Source organism: Streptomyces sp. DH10, assembly GCF_029813805.1.
GTDB lineage: Bacteria > Actinomycetota > Actinomycetes > Streptomycetales > Streptomycetaceae > Streptomyces > Streptomyces coeruleofuscus.
On the sequence record NZ_JARVKU010000003.1, the window covers coordinates 347,609 to 365,313 of the forward strand.

At 72.5% G+C, this 17,705-nt stretch carries 15 protein-coding genes; 10 read left to right on the forward strand and 5 right to left on the reverse strand.

Features of this window, described 5'->3' with window-relative positions:
- Positions 1–4 precede the first annotated feature (4 nt).
- Complete coding sequence (locus tag QC385_RS08600) at positions 5–2,317, reverse strand: glycoside hydrolase family 3 N-terminal domain-containing protein (RefSeq protein ID WP_279540647.1); 2,313 nt, start codon at positions 2,315–2,317, stop codon at positions 5–7.
- A gap of 163 nt (positions 2,318–2,480) precedes the next feature.
- Here QC385_RS08600 and QC385_RS08605 point away from each other — a divergent pair, with 163 nt between their 5' ends.
- From QC385_RS08605 to QC385_RS08625, 5 genes are all read left to right on the forward strand, one after another.
- Positions 2,481–3,545 carry a LacI family DNA-binding transcriptional regulator gene (locus tag QC385_RS08605; protein WP_150482557.1) on the forward strand — a complete coding sequence of 355 codons (1,065 nt, stop codon included), beginning with the start codon at positions 2,481–2,483 and terminating at the stop codon, positions 3,543–3,545.
- A gap of 99 nt (positions 3,546–3,644) precedes the next feature.
- Positions 3,645–4,994, forward strand: a complete 1,350-nt coding sequence (locus QC385_RS08610; protein ID WP_279540648.1) for an endo-1,4-beta-xylanase — start codon at positions 3,645–3,647, stop codon at positions 4,992–4,994.
- Positions 4,995–5,125: 131 nt separating this feature from the next.
- The gene (locus QC385_RS08615; protein ID WP_279540805.1) at positions 5,126–6,130 is read left to right on the forward strand and encodes an LCP family protein; all 1,005 of its coding nucleotides are present in this window, start codon (positions 5,126–5,128) and stop codon (positions 6,128–6,130) included.
- A gap of 129 nt (positions 6,131–6,259) precedes the next feature.
- A complete protein-coding gene (locus QC385_RS08620; protein WP_279540649.1) occupies positions 6,260–6,616 on the forward strand; it encodes a YciI family protein in 357 nt (118 codons plus the stop codon).
- Between the two features lie 281 nt (positions 6,617–6,897).
- Positions 6,898–8,121 carry an RNA polymerase sigma factor gene (locus tag QC385_RS08625; RefSeq protein WP_279540806.1) on the forward strand — a complete coding sequence of 408 codons (1,224 nt, stop codon included), beginning with the start codon at positions 6,898–6,900 and terminating at the stop codon, positions 8,119–8,121.
- A gap of 33 nt (positions 8,122–8,154) precedes the next feature.
- On the opposite strand, the gene QC385_RS08630 is transcribed toward QC385_RS08625, so the two are convergent.
- Complete coding sequence (locus QC385_RS08630) at positions 8,155–9,318, reverse strand: class I SAM-dependent methyltransferase (RefSeq protein WP_279540650.1); 1,164 nt, start codon at positions 9,316–9,318, stop codon at positions 8,155–8,157.
- Positions 9,319–10,197: 879 nt separating this feature from the next.
- Here QC385_RS08630 and QC385_RS08635 point away from each other — a divergent pair.
- The 4 genes from QC385_RS08635 (at position 10,198) to groL (ending at position 14,205) form a co-directional block, all read left to right on the forward strand.
- Positions 10,198–11,121, forward strand: coding sequence for a polysaccharide deacetylase family protein (locus QC385_RS08635; protein WP_443032860.1), 924 nt, complete (start codon positions 10,198–10,200; stop codon positions 11,119–11,121).
- Positions 11,118–11,873: a polysaccharide deacetylase family protein gene (locus tag QC385_RS08640; protein WP_279540651.1), complete on the forward strand. Its 756-nt coding sequence runs from the start codon at positions 11,118–11,120 to the stop codon at positions 11,871–11,873. The genes QC385_RS08635 and QC385_RS08640 overlap by 4 nt, the downstream gene beginning before the upstream one ends.
- 281 nt (positions 11,874–12,154) lie before the next feature.
- A complete protein-coding gene (gene groES / locus QC385_RS08645) occupies positions 12,155–12,463 on the forward strand; it encodes a co-chaperone GroES (protein WP_003974211.1) in 309 nt (102 codons plus the stop codon).
- Between the two features lie 116 nt (positions 12,464–12,579).
- Positions 12,580–14,205 carry a chaperonin GroEL gene (gene groL, locus QC385_RS08650; protein WP_279540652.1) on the forward strand — a complete coding sequence of 542 codons (1,626 nt, stop codon included), beginning with the start codon at positions 12,580–12,582 and terminating at the stop codon, positions 14,203–14,205.
- 79 nt (positions 14,206–14,284) lie between these two features.
- On the opposite strand, the gene QC385_RS08655 is transcribed toward groL, so the two are convergent.
- From QC385_RS08655 to QC385_RS08665, 3 genes are all read right to left on the reverse strand, one after another.
- Positions 14,285–14,992 (reverse strand): ester cyclase, encoded by a 708-nt coding sequence (locus tag QC385_RS08655; protein ID WP_279540653.1) that lies wholly within the window; start codon positions 14,990–14,992, stop codon positions 14,285–14,287.
- A gap of 154 nt (positions 14,993–15,146) precedes the next feature.
- The gene (locus QC385_RS08660) at positions 15,147–15,920 is read right to left on the reverse strand and encodes an SDR family NAD(P)-dependent oxidoreductase (protein ID WP_279540654.1); all 774 of its coding nucleotides are present in this window, start codon (positions 15,918–15,920) and stop codon (positions 15,147–15,149) included.
- A gap of 94 nt (positions 15,921–16,014) precedes the next feature.
- Positions 16,015–16,683, reverse strand: a complete 669-nt coding sequence (locus QC385_RS08665; RefSeq protein WP_279540655.1) for an MOSC domain-containing protein — start codon at positions 16,681–16,683, stop codon at positions 16,015–16,017.
- Between the two features lie 80 nt (positions 16,684–16,763).
- On the opposite strand from QC385_RS08665, the gene QC385_RS08670 reads away from it, so the two are divergent.
- Positions 16,764–17,660, forward strand: a complete 897-nt coding sequence (locus QC385_RS08670) for a LysR family transcriptional regulator (RefSeq protein WP_279540656.1) — start codon at positions 16,764–16,766, stop codon at positions 17,658–17,660.
- Positions 17,661–17,705 lie beyond the last annotated feature (45 nt).

The window sequence follows — 17,705 nt, forward strand, 5'->3', positions numbered from 1 at the left end:
GATCTCACGGCAGCTCCGAGACCTCCGTCTCGCAGCGCAGCCGCCGGTCGGTGCCGAGTGTCCGACGCGGGCCCGTGAGGGTGAGCCGGACGGTGTGGCGGGTGTCCGCGCTGGAGGCCGCCAACCTCAGCTCCAGCGCCCCCGGTTCGACGATCCGGCGGCCGGTGCGGTCGGTGAACGCCGACAGGTCCGCGTGGAAGCGGAACGTCACCCGCACCGCCTCGCCCGGGGCCGCCGCCACGCGCCGGTAGCCCACCAGCCGCACATCGGGCCGGGTCACCGACGCCACCGGGTCGTGCAGATACAGCTGCACGACCTCCGCCCCTTCGCGGTCGCCGGTGTTGCGGACGGTCACCGAGACGTCGTACGTCCCGTCGGTGCCGATCTCCGCCGGCTCCTCGCCGCCCGTGCCGTCCTCCCAGACGAACGTCGTGTACGAGCGGCCGTGCCCGAAGGCGTACAGCGGGGTCGGGTCGAGGTTGCTGACCTCGCCCGCGAGGCCGAGGGGCGGCTGGAGGTACGTCCAGGGCTGGCCGCCGGGGACCTGCGGGACGCTCACGGGGAGGCGGCCCGACGGGTTCACGCGGCCCGACAGCACTCCCGCCACCGCCGGGCCGCCCTCCTCCCCGGGGAAGAACGCCTGGACGACCGCGCTCAGGCGGCCGTGCCAGCGGCCGAGGGCGTAGGGACGGCCGGTCAGCAGTACCAGCACCACGGGGACGCCCGTGGCGACCAGTGCGTCCAGCAGTTCGCCCTGGGCGCCCGGCAGGGCGAGGTCCGTCGCGTCGCAGCCCTCGCCCGACGTGCCGCGGCCGAACAGGCCCGCCCGGTCGCCGAGGACCGCCACGCACACGTCCGCCTCGGCGGTGCGGGCGATGGCCTCCTCGAAGCCGGAGGCGTCCGGGTCCGTCACGTCGCAGCCCGGCGCGAACGTCACCTTGGCGTCGGGGAGTTCGGTGCGCAGGGCGTCGAGGACGGTCGGGATCTCGATGCCGGTCGGGACGCCGGGGTGGTGGGTGAGGACGTGGGAGGGGAAGGAGTAGCAGCCCAGCATGGCCAGGGCGTCGGCCGCCCGGGGGCCGATCACCGCGATCCGGGTGTCGGGGGCCAGCGGGAGCAGGCCGTCGGGGTTGTCGAGCAGGACGACCGACTCCTCGGCCAGGCGGCGGGCCAGGATGCGGTTGCCCGTCGAGTCCAGCTCGACCGCGGCGGCCGGCTCGGGCGTCCAGTCCTCGTCCAGCAGGCCCAGCTCGCACTTCTGGAGCAGGACGCGGCGGGCCGCGCGGTCCACGAGCTCCTCGGGGATCTCGCCCGAGCGGACCGCGTCCACCAGGGGATCGCCGTAGCACTTGAGGCTCGGCAGTTCGACGTCGATGCCGGCCTCCAGAGCCGCGTGGGCCGCCTCGGCCGGGGTGCCGGCGACCCGGTGGAGGGTCTGGAGGAAGCCGATGCCGAAGTAGTCCGCGACGACCGTGCCGGTGAAGCCCCACTCCTCGCGCAGGAGCCCGGTCAGCAGCTCGGGGTCCGCCGAGGCCGGGACGCCGTCCCGCTCCGTGTACGCGGCCATCACCGAACGGGCCCCGCCCTCGCGCAGCGCCATCTCGAAGGGCGGGAGCGTGACGTCCGCGAACTCGCGGGTGCCCGCCCGTACGGGGGCCAGGTTGCGGGCGCCGGCCGAGGAGGCGTACCCGGCGAAGTGCTTCAGCGTGGCGACGATCCCGGCCGACTCCAGGCCCCGCACATAGGCCGTGCCGACCGTGCCGACCAGGTACGGGTCCTCGCCGATCGTCTCCTCCACGCGGCCCCAGCGCGGATCGCGTACGACGTCCAGGACGGGCGCGAGGCCCTGGTGCACGCCGGCCGAGCGCAGGTCGTCGCCGATGCGGCGGGCCATCTCCTCGACCAGCGGGGGATCCCAGGTCGCTCCCCAGGCCAGCGGGACCGGGTAGGCCGTGGCCTGCCAGGCGGTGAAGCCGGCCAGGCACTCCTCGTGCGCGATCGCCGGGATGCCGAAGCGGCCGGCCTCGGTGATGCGGCGCTGGGCGCGGGCCAGTGCCTGCGCGCCCAGCGCCGGGTCCACGGGGGCGGTGCCGAAGGAGCGCGTGAGCTGGCCCAGGCCGCGGCTGATCAGGTCGTCCCAGTCGTAGTCGACCGTCATGTCGTGCTGGTGCGGAGCGACTCCGTCGCCGTCCGTCGAGGCGCCCACCCACACGCCGTACAGCTGGGCGGTCTTCTCCTCCAGGGTCATCCGGGAGAGCAGGTCGTCGACGCGGGCGGCGGCGGGCAGGGCGGGGTCACGCCAGGGCGCGGTGGTCATGAAGCTCCTGTCGGGTGGACGGACGGCCCTCTCACGAACGGTGCTCACGAGCGTCGTGCACGCCCGCTTCCACGAATGTTTCGGTAACTATGTCGAATGTTCCGGGAACCTATGGCGCCCCGGGGACTTCGTCAAGGGGGCCCGCAGGGATACGATCGCCGCCATGACATCCCCGGAGCCGGTGGAAAGCCGGACGCAAAACCGGACGCAGGGGCGCAGCGCGCAGACAGCGACGCTCGCCGAGATCGCCCGTGAGGCCGGTGTGTCGGCGCCGACTGTTTCGAAGGTCCTCAACGGCCGCGCCGACGTCGCCCCCGCCACCCGGGCCCGTGTTGAGGATCTGCTGCGGGCCCACGGCTACCGGCGGCGCCGGGCCGAGGCGACCCGCTCACCCCTGATCGACCTGGTCTTCCACGAGCTGGAGAGCGCCTGGGCTCTGGAGGTCATCCGGGGTGTGGAGAACGTGGCCCGGGACGCGGGGCTCAGCGTGGTGCTGTCGGAGAGCGCGGGGCGGCTCACCCCCGGGCGGACCTGGGCCGACCAGGTCGCCGCTCGCCGCCCGCACGGCGTGGTCCTCGTGCTGTCCGGGCTCGACGAGTCGCAGCGGGCGCTGCTGACCAGCCGCGCCATCCCGTTCGTGGTGATGGACCCGGCCGGTGACCCGGGGGCCGACGTGCCGTCGATCGGCGCGACCAACTGGCAGGGCGGCCTCGCGGCCACCCGGCATCTGGTCGAGCTGGGGCACCGCAGGATCGGCGCGATCAGCGGGCCGACGCAGATGATGTGCAGCCGCGCCCGGGTCGACGGCTACCGGGCCGCGCTGGAGACGGCCGGGCTGCCGGTCGACCCGGGGCTGATCGCGAACGGCGACTTCCACCACGAGGCCGGCTACCGGCTGGGTCTGGAGCTGCTGCGCCGCCCGGACCGGCCGACCGCCGTCTTCGCCGGGAACGACCTCCAGGCGCTCGGACTGTACGAGGCCGCGCGCGAGCTGGGACTGCGCATCCCCGAGGACCTGAGCGTGGTCGGGTTCGACGATCTGCCGGTGGCGCCCCTGGTCGGGCCGCCGCTGACGACCGTACGGCAGCCGCTGACGGAGATGGCCGAGGCCGCGGCCAAGCTGGTCCTCGACCTCGGTCGCGAGGCCGGCACCCCGGCTGCCACCCGCGTGGAGCTGGCGACGAGCCTGGTGGTGCGCAGCAGTACGGCGGCGCCCGCGGGCGGCTGACCGCCGACCGCTGTTGCCGTATTGACGGGTGTTCCGAGCGTCTCCACACTGCACCGAAGCCAATCGGTTGCACCACCGAAACTTTCGGAGGCACCCGCAATGAGATCGCTGAGCTCGGGCTTACTCGCATCCCTGCTGGCCGGAGTCGTCGCGGCCGGTTCCCTGCTGCTCTCGGCCCCCGCGTCACACGCCGCCGACACTCCGCTGCGCGACCTCGCCGAAGCCAAGGGCAAGGTCATGGGCACGGCGGTCACCGGCTCGAAACTCACCGGCACCTACGGCGAGATCGCCGGGCGCGAGTTCAACTGGCTCACCCCCGGCAACGCCATGAAGTGGGGCACCGTCGAGCCGAGCCGAGGCAGCCACGACTGGGCCGAGGCCGACCGGATCGTGGACTTCGCCGAGGCCCACGGTCAGCAGGTGCGCGGCCACACCCTCCTCTGGCACCAGCAGAACCCGGGCTGGCTGACGAACGGCAGCTGGACCCGGGACCAGCTCAGCGCCATCGTCCAGGACCACATCGCCACCGAGGTCGGCCGCTACAAGGGCCGGCTGGCCGCCTGGGACGTGGTCAACGAGCCCTTCAACGAGGACGGCACCTACCGCCGGACCCTCTTCCACGACACCCTCGGCCAGGACTACATCGCGCAGGCCCTCACCTGGGCCCGGGCCGCCGACCCCAGCGCCAGGCTGTACATCAACGACTACAACGTCGAAGGCGTCAACGCGAAGAGCACGGCCCTCTACAACCTGGTCAAGTCGCTGAAGGAGCGCGGAGTCCCGATCGACGGAGTCGGGCTCCAGGCCCATCTCATCGTCGGCCAGGTGCCCTCGACGATGCGGCAGAACATCCAGCGCTTCGCCGACCTGGGCGTCGACGTGGCGATCACCGAGCTGGACATCCGGATGCAGCTGCCGGTGACGCAGGCGAAGCTGACCCAGCAGGCCGCCGACTACAAGGCGGTCATGAACGCCTGCGTGGCGGTCGCGCGCTGTTCCGGCGTCACCGTCTGGGGCTTCACCGACTCCGACTCCTGGATTCCGGACACCTTCCCCGGCGAGGGTGCGGCCACGCCGTACGACGAGAACTACCAGCCGAAACCGGCGTACCACGCCATCGGGGAGGCCCTCGGCGGGACGACGACCCCGCCCACGGGCGCCTGCTCGGCGACGTACAGCGTCACCAGCCAGTGGGACACGGGCTACACGGGCCAGGTGCGGATCGCCTGCTCGGGGGCCTCGCTGTCGTCGTGGAAGGCGGACTGGGCGTTCGGCGCCGGGCAGCGCATCACACAGGCCTGGAACGCGAGCTGCACGCAGTCGGGCGCGGCGGTCAGTTGCGTGAACGCCCCCTACAACGGGTCCGTGCCGGACGGCGGTTCGGTCACGTTCGGCTTCAACGGCTCGTGGAGCGGGAGCAACCCGGTGCCCGTGGTGACTCTGGGGTGAGGCAGGGCCGACAAGGTCGAGAAGTCTGAGAATTTCCGAAGAAAACCGCCCCGGGGGTCCTGCTCGTAATAATTCGGACTTACGTTCTGCCCGTGACGGGACGCGACGGGAACGGGGACGCGGGCAGAGCAATGGGCCGGCGGTCGAGAGCGCTGCGGATCGCCGGCTTCTCCCTCGCGGGTGCGCTGGTGCTGGGCGTCGGGGCGGCGGGCTGGGCCTACCGGCATCTCAGCGACAACATCACCAGCGTCGACATCGACAACGCGCTGGGCGACAACCGCCCGCCGAAGCCGGAGGTCACGCCGTCCACCTCCGCATCGGCCCTGCCCAGCGAGGCGCTCAACATCCTGGTCCTGGGCTCCGACTCGCGCAGCGGCGAGGAGAACCGCAGGCTCGGCGGCGGCGACAGCTCCGGTGCGCGCTCCGACACGGCGATGGTCGTCCACCTCGACGCCGGGCGGACCGGCGCGACGGTGGTGAGCATCCCGCGCGACACCCTGGTCACCCGCCCCTCCTGCCCGCGCCCGTCCGGCGGGTCGACGGCCGTCGCGTACAACTCCATGTTCAACGACGCCTACGCGGTGGGCGGTCCGGTCTGCGCCGTGAAAACGGTCGAGGCGGTTACCGGCGTCCGTATGGACCACTACATCGAGATCGACTTCTCAGGCTTCGCGAAACTCGTCGACGCGCTCGGCGGCGTCACCGTGACCACGGACGAGGACATCGCCGACGACGACAGCCATCTGCACCTCAAGGCGGGCACCCACCACCTGGACGGCACCCGGGCCCTCGCCCTGGCCCGCACCCGGCACGGCATAGGCGACGGCAGCGACCTGGGCCGCATAGGCCTCCAGCAGAAGCTGGTGAGGGCGCTGCTGGAACAGATCGCCGCGCAGAACCTGCTCACCGACCCGGCGAAGCTGTACCGGGTCGCGGACGCCGTGACCGCCGGCCTCACCACCGACACCGGCCTGGACTCCCTCGCCGAGCTGACCCGGCTCGGGCAGAGCCTGAAGGATCTGTCGGCGAGCGCGGTACGGACCGTGACGATGCCGGTGGTGCGGGCGCCGTCGGATCCCAACCGGGTGGTGGCCGAGGAGCCGGAGGCGCGGGAGCTGTGGGAGTCGCTGCGCTGACCTGCAAAAACGCGCTCGGAAGAATTCTCTGAGAAAAGTCCGGCGAGCGTGTCGATCCGGACGTCTCCCGATCGACGCAGGGGTGAGAGCGAGGAGAGGCCTCGCTCCGCAGAGCCCCGAGGAGTCACCATGCCGCGCTTTCTCACCCTGATCCGCATCGACGAGAAGAACGCCCCCGCCGAGGGCCCGAGCCCCGAACTCCAGGAGCGGATGGGCAAGCTCCTGGAGGAGATCACCAAGGCCGGAGTCATGCTCGACACGGCCGGGCTCACCCCGACCGCGGACGGCAGCCGGGTGACCTGGGAGGACGGGAAGCTGTCCGTCACCGACGGGCCGTTCACGGAGTCCAAGGAGGTCATCGGCGGCTACTCGATCAGCCAGTGCAAGGACAAGGCCGAGGCGATCGAGTGGACCAAGCGATTCCTGTCCGTGCACGAGGACTACTGGACGATCACCGCTGAGGTCCGGCAGATCGCCGAGGGCTGACCGGTCCTCCTTGGCCGGGAGGCGCCACGGGTGTCTGATGGTGGGCTGTGACCCCGCAGCCCACCGCCGACCCGAGCGGCACCACCGCCGAGCCGAGCGGCACCGCCGCTGATTTGAGCCGCGCCACGGCCGGTTCGAGCGGCACCGCCGCTGATTCGAGCGGCGCCACGGCCGGTTCGAGCGGCACCGCCGCTGATTTGAGCCGCGCCACGGCCGGTTCGAGCCGCACCACGGCCGATCCGAGCCGCGCCACGGCCGACCCGAGCGGCACCAGCACAGCCATCGAAACCGTCTTCCGCATCGAGTCGCCCCGCATCATCGCCGGCGTCGCCCGGGTCGTCCGGGACGTCGGCATCGCGGAGGAACTCGCGCAGGACGCGCTGGTCGCCGCGTTGGAGCAGTGGCCGCGGGACGGGGTGCCCGACAACCCGGGCGCCTGGCTCATGGCCACCGCCCGCAACCGCGCCGTCGACCTGGTCCGCCGCCGCGAGAACTACGCCCGCAAGCTGGCGGAGATCGGCCGGGACCTGTCGACGGTGTCTCCCCCGGAAGAACCCGCCGACCCGGACGGCATCGACGACGACCTGCTTCGCCTGGTCTTCACCGCCTGCCACCCCGTCCTGTCCACCGAGGCCCGCACCGCCCTCACCCTGCGCCTCCTCGGCGGCCTCACCACGGCCGAGATCGCCCGCGCGTTCCTGGTCCCCGAGCCGACCGTCGCCCAGCGCATCGTCCGCGCCAAACGCACCCTGGCCACGCGGAACATCGCCTTCGAGGTGCCCTACGGCCCCGACCGCGAGGCCCGCCTCGGCTCGGTCCTCGACGTCATCTACCTCGTCTTCAACGAGGGATACGCAGCCACGGCCGGCGACGACTGGCTCCGCCCGTCCCTGTGCGAGGACGCCCTGCGCCTGGCCCGTGTGCTCTCGGCCCTCATGCCGAAGGAACCCGAGGTGCACGGCCTGACAGCTCTCCTGGAGTTCCAGGCGTCCCGCACGGCAGCCCGCACGGGCCCCTCCGGCGAACCGGTCCTCCTCAAGGACCAGAACCGCGCCCGCTGGAACCGCATGCTCATCACCCGCGGCATCGCCGCGCTGGGCAGGGCCGAGGCCGCCTGCTCCGGCGCACCGGGCCCGTACCTCCTCCAGGCCGCCATCGCCGCCTGCCACGCGCACGCGTACTCCTACGAGGAGACCGACTGGACCCGCATCGCCACCCTGTACGGCGTCCTGGCCGCCCGCTCCCCGTCCCCGGTCGTGGAACTGAACCGCGCGGTGGCCGTCTCGATGGCCGAGGGCCCGGCCGCCGCCCTGGCCATCGTCGACTCCCTGCTGGCCGACCCCGCCCTGCGGGACTACCACCTGCTGCCCAGTGTGCGCGGCGACCTCCTGTCCCGCCTCGGCCGCACGCAGGAGGCCCGGGCCGAGTTCGAGCGGGCCGCATCGCTGACGCGCAACGAGCGGGAAAGGGAGCTGCTGTCGCGGCGGGCGGCGGAACAGGCCTGACGGCTGCTGCCCGCGCAGCGTGCCGGCTCCTGCCTACGCGGGGTGCCCGATGAGCATCGCCGGTGCTCCCGCCACCCGCGTCAGGAACACCGTGGCCGAGTGGCGGCCCTGGGGCTTGACCTTCCTGCGGAGCTCCTCCGGCTCGACCGCCGAGCCCCGCTTCTTCACCGTGAGGTTGCCGACCTCCCGCTCCCGCAACAGGGCCTTCAGCTTCTTGACGTTGAAGGGGAGATGGTCGGTGATCTCGTAGGCGGTCGCGTACGGGGTCGGGTGCAGTGCGTCGGCCGTGACGTACGCGATGGTCGCGTCGAGCAGTCCGCCGCCGACCTCGTCGGCCACCTCGGCGACCAGATGGGCCCGGATGACGGCACCGTCGGGCTCGTAGAGGTAACGGCCGGGCGGGCGGACCGCCGGGTCGGGCAGGCCGCGGGAGAGCAGCGTGCGCGGGCCCGGCAGCAGGGTGGCCCGTACGGCCCCGGGCGCGGTGCCGAACCACAGCACCGCCTCCTTCACATCGCCGCCGTCGGAGATCCACTCGGCCTCGGCGTCCTCGGGGACCGCCTCGTGCGGGATGCCGGGGGCGATCTTCAGCGCGGCGGCGCGAGGGGCGCGGCGGGCGGCGGAGACCGCCCAGGACAGCGGCGGCGAGTACGCCTCGGGGTCGAAGATCCGGCCCCGGCCGCCGCGCCTGGCCGGGTCGACGAACACGGCGTCGTACCCGGCCGTGTCCACCTCGGTGACATCCGCCTCCCGCACCTCGATCAGGCCTGACAGGCCCAGGGCCTCGGCGTTCGCCCGTGCCACCGCGGCCGTCGTCGGATCACGGTCGACGGCCAGGACCCGGATCCCGGCCCGGGCCAGCGCGATCGCGTCACCGCCGATGCCGCAGCACAGGTCGGCGACCGAGGTCACGCCCGCCTCCGCGAGCCGCCGCGCCCGGTAGGCCGCCACGCTCGCCCGGGTCGACTGCTCGACCCCGTTCGGCGTGAAGAACATCCGTCCCGCGTCCTCGGCCCCGAACTTCACCACCGCCCGCTGCCGCAGCCGCGCCTGGCCCAGCGCCGCCGACACCAGCTCGGCGGGGTGCTCGCGACGCAACCGGGTCGCGACGGCCAGCTCCCGCGCCGGATCGGTGTCCCGCACCTCGTCGAGGAGGGCGCGGCCTTCGGGGCTGAGGAGGAGGGCGAGGTCGTTCACCGGATCATTGTCGGCCACGGGTGGTGGGAGTGGTGGGGGTGGTCTCGGCGGCGGGGCGGGGCGGTCTGGGCTGGGGTGGCCGTCGGTCCAACTTGGGGGGCGGGTCGGTCCGGGCCTGGGACACGGACCGACCGGGGCCGGGGATGCGGGTCGAACTCGGGCCGGGGATGCGGGCCGGGTTCGGGCCAGAGACGCGGATCGGGGTTGGAGCCGGGGATGCGGGCCGGGTTCGGGCCGGGGACACGAACCGATCCGGGCCGGGACACGAACCGATCCGGGCCGGGACGCGGACCGGGTCCGGGCCAGAGACGCGGATCGGTTCGGGACAGGGACACCGGTCGGTCCGCGCGCGGGCGCCGGGCGCCGGGCGCCGAGCTCCTGCTCTGCGGGCGTCCGCTGCCCCGGCTGCCCCGGTTGCGCCGGCTGCCCCGGCTGCCCCGGTTGCGCCGACGGCGCCGGCTGCCCCGGTTGCCCCGGCTGCGCCGGGAGCGGCGCAAACGGCTCCGCCATCCTGCGGCGCCGCCGGAACCGGCACGGCCGACCCAGTGGTCCGCCGTGCCGGGCAGGCCCAGGCGCGGCCCGGGGCGACCCGGCGCGGCGCGGCACGGCATGACCCGGCCCGGCGCGGTCCGGCCCGGCGCAGCCCGACCCAGCCCGGTCCTGCCCAGCCCAGCCCGGTCCGGCCCGGCCCGCGGACCTGGTCCGTGCTCCGTCCGCGTGCTCGCCCGAAGGCCGGCCCCGGCCCGGGTGAACCGGCATGGTCCGTCCGCGTGCGCGCGGAGCCGGACCGGACCGCGTGTGGGCCAGTCGGTGGATGGTGCGCCGCCGGTCGCGGTGTCGGGGCCGATCCGGGAAGGCCGGCTGCGAGGATCCCGCATCATGCGAGCAGTCGTACAAAATGACAAAAGCCGGGCATCTGGCGGTGTGCGGATCGGCCTCGCCGTGCTCACCCTCGCCGCCATCGCCTCGGGCTGCGCGCAGGGCGACAGCGGCCGGATCCCCCCGGCCGGCGGCCAGCAGCCCCTTGACGCGCCCCCGGCCCGCGCGCTCGACTCCTACGCCTCCAAGCTGCGCGCCGCGCACGCCGCCCGGATCGTCGCGGCGCAGCGCTGGGGACTGAGAAGGGTCCCTCTGACCGCCCCGCCGGTCCCAGAGAAGAAGCCGAGGATCAGGACCCGTGAGGGCTTCGAGGTGGAAGACCACCGGCGACGGAACCTGCCGCCCGTCTTCACCACGGTCCCCACCCGGGACAAGGTCGTCTTCCTCACCATCGACGACGGCGCCGAGAAGGACCCGGCGTTCCTGCGGATGATGAGCGACCTGAAGATCCCGTACAGCGCCTTCCTCAGCGGCTACCTGATCAAGGACGACTACCGCTACTTCGAGAAGATGCAGGACGCAGGTGTGGTCCTGAACAACCACACCCTCCGCCACCGCTATATGCCGGGCCTGTCGTACCGGGCGCAGAAGCGCGAGATCTGCGGCATGCAGCGCCTCATCGAGAAGCGCTACGGCAAGCGCCCGGTCCTCTTCCGCCCGCCCTTCGGCAGCTACGACAGGGCGACCCTGCGCGCCGCCAAGGCCTGCGGAATCGAGTACGTCCCCCTCTGGAACGAGGAGGTCTTCGCCGACCGCTGGGAGTACCGCGAGTGGGACCGCAAACTCCACCCGGGCGACATCGTCCTCACCCACTTCCGCGGCCGCGGCCAGTGGCAGGGCACGATGCCCGACATGATCCGCCGCTTCCTGAACAAGGTCACGGCCGAGGGGTACGCGGTGGGCCGGCTGGAGGACTACCTGTGAGGCGGCGGTCGCCGGTCGCCGTGGTGTGCGCGGGGGTGATCCTGCTGGCGGGCTGCGCCGGGGCCGCGGGGGAGCGGACGGCGGCGGACGGCCGGGGCCAGTCACCGACGCACGCGTCGAGCGACGTCCGCTGGCCGGACCGGGACGACCGAGGTGACCGACGCGGTCTCCCGCCCGTCGTGGACCACGTCCGCACCCGCGACCGGGTGGTCTTCCTGACCTACGACGACGGCGCCGAGCGCGACCCCCGCTTCATCGGCCTCGTCCGCGAACGGCGGCTCCCGGTCAGCATGTTCCTCACGGACAGCGTCGTGGGGCCCGGCTACGGCCACTTCGCCCGCCTGCGCGCGGTCGGCGCGTCCATCCAGAACCACACCCTCGACCACCCCGCCCTGCGCGGCCTGCCCTATGCCGGCCAGCGCGCCGAGATCTGCGGCCAGCAGCACAAACTCCGCTCCCGCTTCGGCATCCGTCCCCGCCTCTTCCGCCCGCCGTACGGGGCGTACGACACGACGACCCTGCGCGCCGCCGCCGACTGCGGCATCCGGGCGGTCGTCCTCTGGAGGGCGTCCCTGGGACCCGACGGCGCCCTGACGTACACCCGCGGCAAGCCCGGCCTGCGCCCCGGCGACGTCATCTCGCTGCCGTCCGGCGAGACCGCCACCCTGACGCTGACCGAACGGACGGAGCGCCTGCTGCGAGAGATCGAGGGAAGGGGGCTGCGGGTGGGGCGGTTGGAGGACTACCTCTGAACCTGTGGGCGCCGGATGGCGCCGGCCCCCAGAGGCCAGGACCCCGACGCCGGGTGCCCAGCACAAACGTCCGCCGACCCGGCTCCACGGCCGACGCGCCGCCGGCAATTGGCACTCCGCTTGACCGAGTGCTAATCGCAGTCATAGTCTCGGCTCTGGCACTCCCCACTGGAGAGTGCCAACACAGCGACGGGCAGGTCCGGCACCCGCGACGACGGATCCACCTGGTCGCCACCTCAGACAGTTAACCCCGTGAGATCTCCGAAGGGGGAGGTCGGATCGTGACGACCACCAGCTCCAAGGTTGCCATCAAGCCGCTCGAGGACCGCATTGTGGTCCAGCCGCTCGACGCCGAGCAGACCACCGCCTCTGGCCTGGTCATCCCGGACACCGCCAAGGAGAAGCCCCAGGAGGGCGTCGTCCTGGCCGTGGGCCCGGGCCGCTTCGAGGACGGCAACCGTCTTCCGCTCGACGTCTCCGTCGGCGACGTCGTGCTCTACAGCAAGTACGGCGGCACCGAGGTGAAGTACAACGGCGAGGAGTACCTCGTCCTCTCGGCCCGTGACGTGCTCGCGATCGTCGAGAAGTAATTCACCCCAAGCACATTGCTTTGAGCTGCGCCCCTGGCCCCCCGCGATCGATAAGAAGCCGGGCGCCCGGGGCGCAGTGCCGTTAACCCTGATTCCGGAAGAGGGCTCACGCTCCCATGGCGAAGATCCTGAAGTTCGACGAGGACGCCCGTCGCGCCCTCGAGCGCGGCGTCAACAAGCTTGCCGACACGGTCAAGGTGACGATCGGCCCCAAGGGCCGCAACGTCGTCATCGACAAGAAGTTCGGCGCCCCCACCATCACCAACGACGGTGTCACGATCGCCCGCGAGGTCGAGATCGAGGACCCGTACGAGAACCTCGGTGCCCAGCTGGTCAAGGAGGTGGCGACCAAGACCAACGACATCGCGGGTGACGGTACGACCACCGCGACCGTGCTCGCCCAGGCGCTCGTGCGCGAGGGCCTGAAGAACGTCGCCGCCGGCGCCTCCCCGGCCGCCCTGAAGAAGGGCATCGACGCCGCCGTCGCCGCGATCTCCGAGGACCTGCTCGCCTCGGCCCGCCCGATCGACGAGAAGTCCGACATCGCCGCCGTCGCCGGGCTGTCCGCCCAGGACCAGCAGGTCGGCGAGCTCATCGCCGAGGCGATGGACAAGGTCGGCAAGGACGGTGTCATCACCGTCGAGGAGTCCAACACCTTCGGTCTGGAGCTGGACTTCACCGAGGGCATGGCCTTCGACAAGGGCTACCTGTCGCCGTACTTCGTGACGGACCAGGAGCGCATGGAAGCCGTCCTGGACGACCCGTACATCCTCATCACGCAGGGCAAGATCTCCGCCATCGCGGACCTCCTGCCGCTGCTGGAGAAGGTCATCCAGTCCAACTCCTCCAAGCCGCTGCTGATCATCGCCGAGGACGTCGAGGGCGAGGCCCTGTCGACCCTGGTCGTGAACAAGATCCGCGGCACCTTCAACGCCGTCGCGGTGAAGGCCCCCGGCTTCGGTGACCGCCGCAAGGCGATGCTGCAGGACCTGGCGGTCCTCACCGGCGCCACGGTCGTCTCCGAGGAGGTCGGCCTCAAGCTCGACCAGGTCGGTCTGGACGTCCTCGGCTCCGCCCGCCGCGTCACCGTCACCAAGGACGACACCACGGTCGTCGACGGCGCCGGCAACAAGGACGACGTGCAGGGCCGCGTCGCCCAGATCAAGGCCGAGATCGAGAGCACCGACTCCGACTGGGACCGCGAGAAGCTCCAGGAGCGCCTCGCGAAGCTGGCCGGCGGCGTGTGCGTCATCCGCGTGGGTGCCGCCACCGAGGTCGAGCTCAAGGAGCGCAAGCACCGTCTGGAGGACGCCATCTCCGCGACCCGCGCCGCGGTCGAGGAGGGCATCGTCTCCGGTGGTGGCTCCGCTCTGGTCCACGCCGCCAAGGTCCTCGAGGGCAGCCTCGGCAAGACCGGCGACGAGGCCACCGGTGTCGCGGTCGTCCGCCGCGCGGTCGTCGAGCCGCTGCGCTGGATCGCCGAGAACGCCGGCCTGGAGGGCTACGTCATCACCTCCAAGGTCGCCGAGCTCGACAAGGGCCAGGGCTTCAACGCCGCCACCGGCGAGTACGGCGACCTGATCAAGGCCGGCGTCATCGACCCGGTCAAGGTCACCCGCTCCGCCCTGGAGAACGCCGCCTCCATCGCCTCCCTCCTGCTCACGACCGAGACCCTGGTCGTCGAGAAGAAGGAAGAGGAGGAGCCGGCGGCCGGAGGCCACAGCCACGGCCACTCCCACTGAGGCACCGACCTCGTGAGAGAAGCCCCCGTCCCGCCTCGTGCGGAACGGGGGCTTCTCCCGTAGGCCGGTCCTGCGCGGCTCACAACTCCAGCGGGTCCAGCGCCCCGAGCTGCTGCATCAGCCCCAGCCGGTCGTACTGCCACCAGCCCTCGGCGATCTTCCCGTCCGGCGTGCAGCGGTGGATGGTCGTCCCGGTCATGGTGACGTCCTGCCCGGTCGGCGGAATCCCGAGGAAGTCGCCCTTGTGCCTGCCCCGGAAGGTCCACCGGGTGCACACCCGGTCGCCCTGGGCCATCTGGTCCTCGATCGTGAACGAGAAGTCGAACCCGCCCCGCCACACCTCCACCTCGCGCCGCATCGCGTCCAGCCCGATGACGTCCTGCACTCTGGCGGGATCGTGGTCGTGGTAGTCCTCGATGAAGACGTCGTTGAACGCGGGGGCCGCACCTTGCCCGGGCGCCAGCTCGAAGAACCTGCGCGCGGTGGCCGAGTACAGCTGCTCGTCCCGCACCACGTCCAGGTCCGTGAACGTCGGCGTCTCGTCGCAGAGCGCCACCATCTCCTGGAAGATCCGGTCGGTCTCCGGAAGCCCGGAGTTCCGCATCGCCTCCTCGTACGACGGGAACTCCACGATCTCGACGATGTGCGAGGCGTCGGCCCGGTCCTTCGCCACCACACTGTGCGTAGCGGTCCGTTTCCCCTTGGTCTGCTCGACCCACCTGTCCATCAGCCGGTTCATCTCGTCGAGCCGGCTGGTCCTGCATTCGATGAGCTGTACGAAGGTCATGCTCTCGCCTCCGGCCCCCCTGGGTCCGGCTGAACAGCTCCATTGTCCTGGGCGGAGGCGCGCTGTGCCTGTCGGGGCTCCGGCACCATGACGGCATGTGCGCACGGGGGACCGGTCGCCGGGCGATCCTCGTCGACGCCCTTCCCGCCCGCGCCTACTGCGGCCCGTACTTCCGGCCCGTCCTGGACGAGACGGCCCCGAGCACGCCCCGCGGCACCAGCTTCGCCGCCCCCATCAGCGCCTTGTAGCGTGGGTCCGGGATGGACAGCGTCCTGCCGCGGGCCAGGTCGTGCAGTGCCGCCGCCACCAGCTTGTCCGCGTCGAGCCACATCCAGCTCGGGATGTTGTCCGTGCCCATGCCGGCCCGCTCGTGGAACTCGGTGCGGACAAAACCGGGGCAGAGCGCCATCAGCCGTACGCCGCTGCCGACCAGGTCGCGTGCGGCGCCCTGGGAGAACTGCACGACCCAGGCCTTGGACGCGCCGTAGGTGCCCCGCGGGACGAACGCGGCCACCGACGCGACGTTCACCACGCCGCCGCGGCCGCGCTCCCGCATGGCCTCCGTCGCCGCGGACGTCAGCCGCAGCACCGCCTCGCAGTGCACCTTCAGCATCCGCAGCTCGTCGGCCATGGGCACGTCCAGATAGCGTCCCTTGTTGCCGAAGCCCGCGTTGTTGATCAGCAGGTCGACGGGGTTCTTCCGGTCGCCCAGCCGGTCGGCCACCGACTCGATGCCCTTGTCCTCGGCGAGGTCGGCCGTCAGCACCTCCGCCTCGATGCCGTGCCGGTCGTGCAGCTCGGTCGCCTGCTCCCGGAGCCGCTTGGTGTCGCGGGCCACCAGCACCAGGTTGTGCCCGTCCGCCGCCAGTCGCCGCGCGAACGCGGCCCCGATGCCTGCCGTCGATCCCGTAATCAGAGCCGTTGTCATGGCAGAAGGTTAGTGACCTGGACCATGTGCGTCCGCTTCCGTGCGGGGGCCTCCCCGGTGAAGGGTCGGTGGAGACCCGCACGGCGAGCGGCCGTCAGGCCCCGTGCTTCTCCGCGTACTCCCGCGCCAGCCTCAGCGACTCGGGGTGCAGCGCCTCGCCGGCCGCCAGCAGCCGCGGCAGCAGCGTCCGCTCGGTGGTCACCGCGCGGAACTGAAGGGCCACGGTCACGTCGTGGTCCGGCCGGTGCGCGATCTCCACCGGGTCCCCCGCCCGGATCTCACCGGGCTCGATCACCCGCAGATACGCCCCGGGCGCTCCTCGCCGCGTGAACCGCTTCACCCACTGCTTCTCGCCCAGGTGGCCCTGGAACGTGCGGCACGGGATCCGCCCGCAGGTGACCTCCAGCAGCACCTCGGGCCCGACACGCCAGCGCTCGCCGATCCGCGCCCCGGAGACGTCGAGGCCCTCGGTCGTGAGGTTCTCGCCGAACGCCCCGTGCGCCAGCGGCCGGCCCAGCTCGAGCTCCCACGCGTCCATGTCCTCGCGGGCCATCGCGTAGACCGCCTGGTCGTCGCCGCCGTGGTGCTCCAGCTTGCACACCGCGTCCCCGGCCAGCCCGCTCCCGCCGACGCCCTTGGGCCCGGGCGCCGACACCCGCACCGGCCCGTCCACCGACTGCTTGTCGATTCCGGTCACACCCTCCGGGTTGTCCGTGTACGGCACAGCCCTGGCACGGCCCAGATTCACAGACAGAAGCCTCATGCCCGCACGGTAGGCGACCCGCCCCCAAAGCGTCGACGCATTATTGGGAGCCGCTTCAAAGGGTCGCTTATCCTCGAAGGGTGATCGAAGCTCGCCATCTCCGCGTACTGCGCGCCGTCGCGACCACCGGCTCCTTCTCCGCCGCCGGACGCGAACTGGGCTGCACCCAGCCCGCCGTCAGCCAGCAGATGAAGGCCCTGGAAGCCTCCGTCGGCACACCTCTGCTGATCCGCACGGGACGCGAGATGCGCCTGACCCAGGCCGGCGAGGCGCTGGTGCGGCACGCCGCCGGGATCCTCGCCGGGCTCACGGCCGCGGAGGAGGAGGTCGCCGCCATCGCCGGGCTGCGGGCCGGGCGGGTCCGGCTCGTCTCCTTCCCCAGCGGGAGCTCCACGCTCGTGCCGACGGCCCTCGCCGCACTGCGCGACGCGCACCCAGGCACCCGGGTCTTCCTGGAGGAGGCCGAACCGCCCGCGTCGGTCGGCATGCTGCGCGAGGGCGACTGCGACGTGGCGCTCGCCTTCCGCTACGAGGGAGCGGCGGGCGCCGAGGAGTGGGAGGACCTGGTCGTACGGCCGCTGCTGACGGACCGGCTCGTGGCACTCGTGCCGGAGCGGCACCGGCTCGCGGGCGCGGAGTCCGTCGCGATCGGCGAGCTCGCGCGGGAGCCGTGGATCGCCGGCTGCCCCCGCTGCCGCGGCCAGCTGGTCGAGGTCTGCGCGGCGGCCGGCTTCACCCCGCGCATCGACTTCGCGACCGACGACTACCCGGCGGTCGCCGGCCTGGTGGGCGCCGGCCTCGGCGTGGCCGTGCTGCCCCAGCTGGCCGTCGAGTCCGTACGGCCCCGGGGGGTGCGGGCCGTGACGCTGGAACCGGCGGTGCGCCGGGAGATCGTCGCGCTCACCCTGCCCGACCTCGCACAGGTCCCGGCGGTCGCGGCGACGCTCGACCAACTGGCACGGGCGGGCCACCGCTAGCGACCACGGTGGTGACGGGCCCGGGCGTCCGGGCGCCGTGGAAGC

Excerpts from the sequence above, each read along its gene's own strand:
- QC385_RS08600 (WP_279540647.1), bottom strand. The coding sequence starts at position 2,317 with ATGACCACCGCGCCCTGGCGTGACCCCGCCCTGCCCGCCGCCGCCCGC.
- QC385_RS08605 (WP_150482557.1), top strand. The coding sequence starts at position 2,481 with ATGACATCCCCGGAGCCGGTGGAAAGCCGGACGCAAAACCGGACGCAG.
- QC385_RS08610 (WP_279540648.1), top strand. The coding sequence starts at position 3,645 with ATGAGATCGCTGAGCTCGGGCTTACTCGCATCCCTGCTGGCCGGAGTC.
- QC385_RS08615 (WP_279540805.1), top strand. The coding sequence starts at position 5,126 with ATGGGCCGGCGGTCGAGAGCGCTGCGGATCGCCGGCTTCTCCCTCGCG.
- QC385_RS08620 (WP_279540649.1), top strand. The coding sequence starts at position 6,260 with ATGCCGCGCTTTCTCACCCTGATCCGCATCGACGAGAAGAACGCCCCC.
- QC385_RS08635 (WP_443032860.1), top strand. The coding sequence starts at position 10,198 with ATGCGAGCAGTCGTACAAAATGACAAAAGCCGGGCATCTGGCGGTGTG.
- groL (WP_279540652.1), top strand. The coding sequence starts at position 12,580 with ATGGCGAAGATCCTGAAGTTCGACGAGGACGCCCGTCGCGCCCTCGAG.
- QC385_RS08655 (WP_279540653.1), bottom strand. The coding sequence starts at position 14,992 with ATGACCTTCGTACAGCTCATCGAATGCAGGACCAGCCGGCTCGACGAG.
- QC385_RS08660 (WP_279540654.1), bottom strand. The coding sequence starts at position 15,920 with ATGACAACGGCTCTGATTACGGGATCGACGGCAGGCATCGGGGCCGCG.
- QC385_RS08665 (WP_279540655.1), bottom strand. The coding sequence starts at position 16,683 with ATGAGGCTTCTGTCTGTGAATCTGGGCCGTGCCAGGGCTGTGCCGTAC.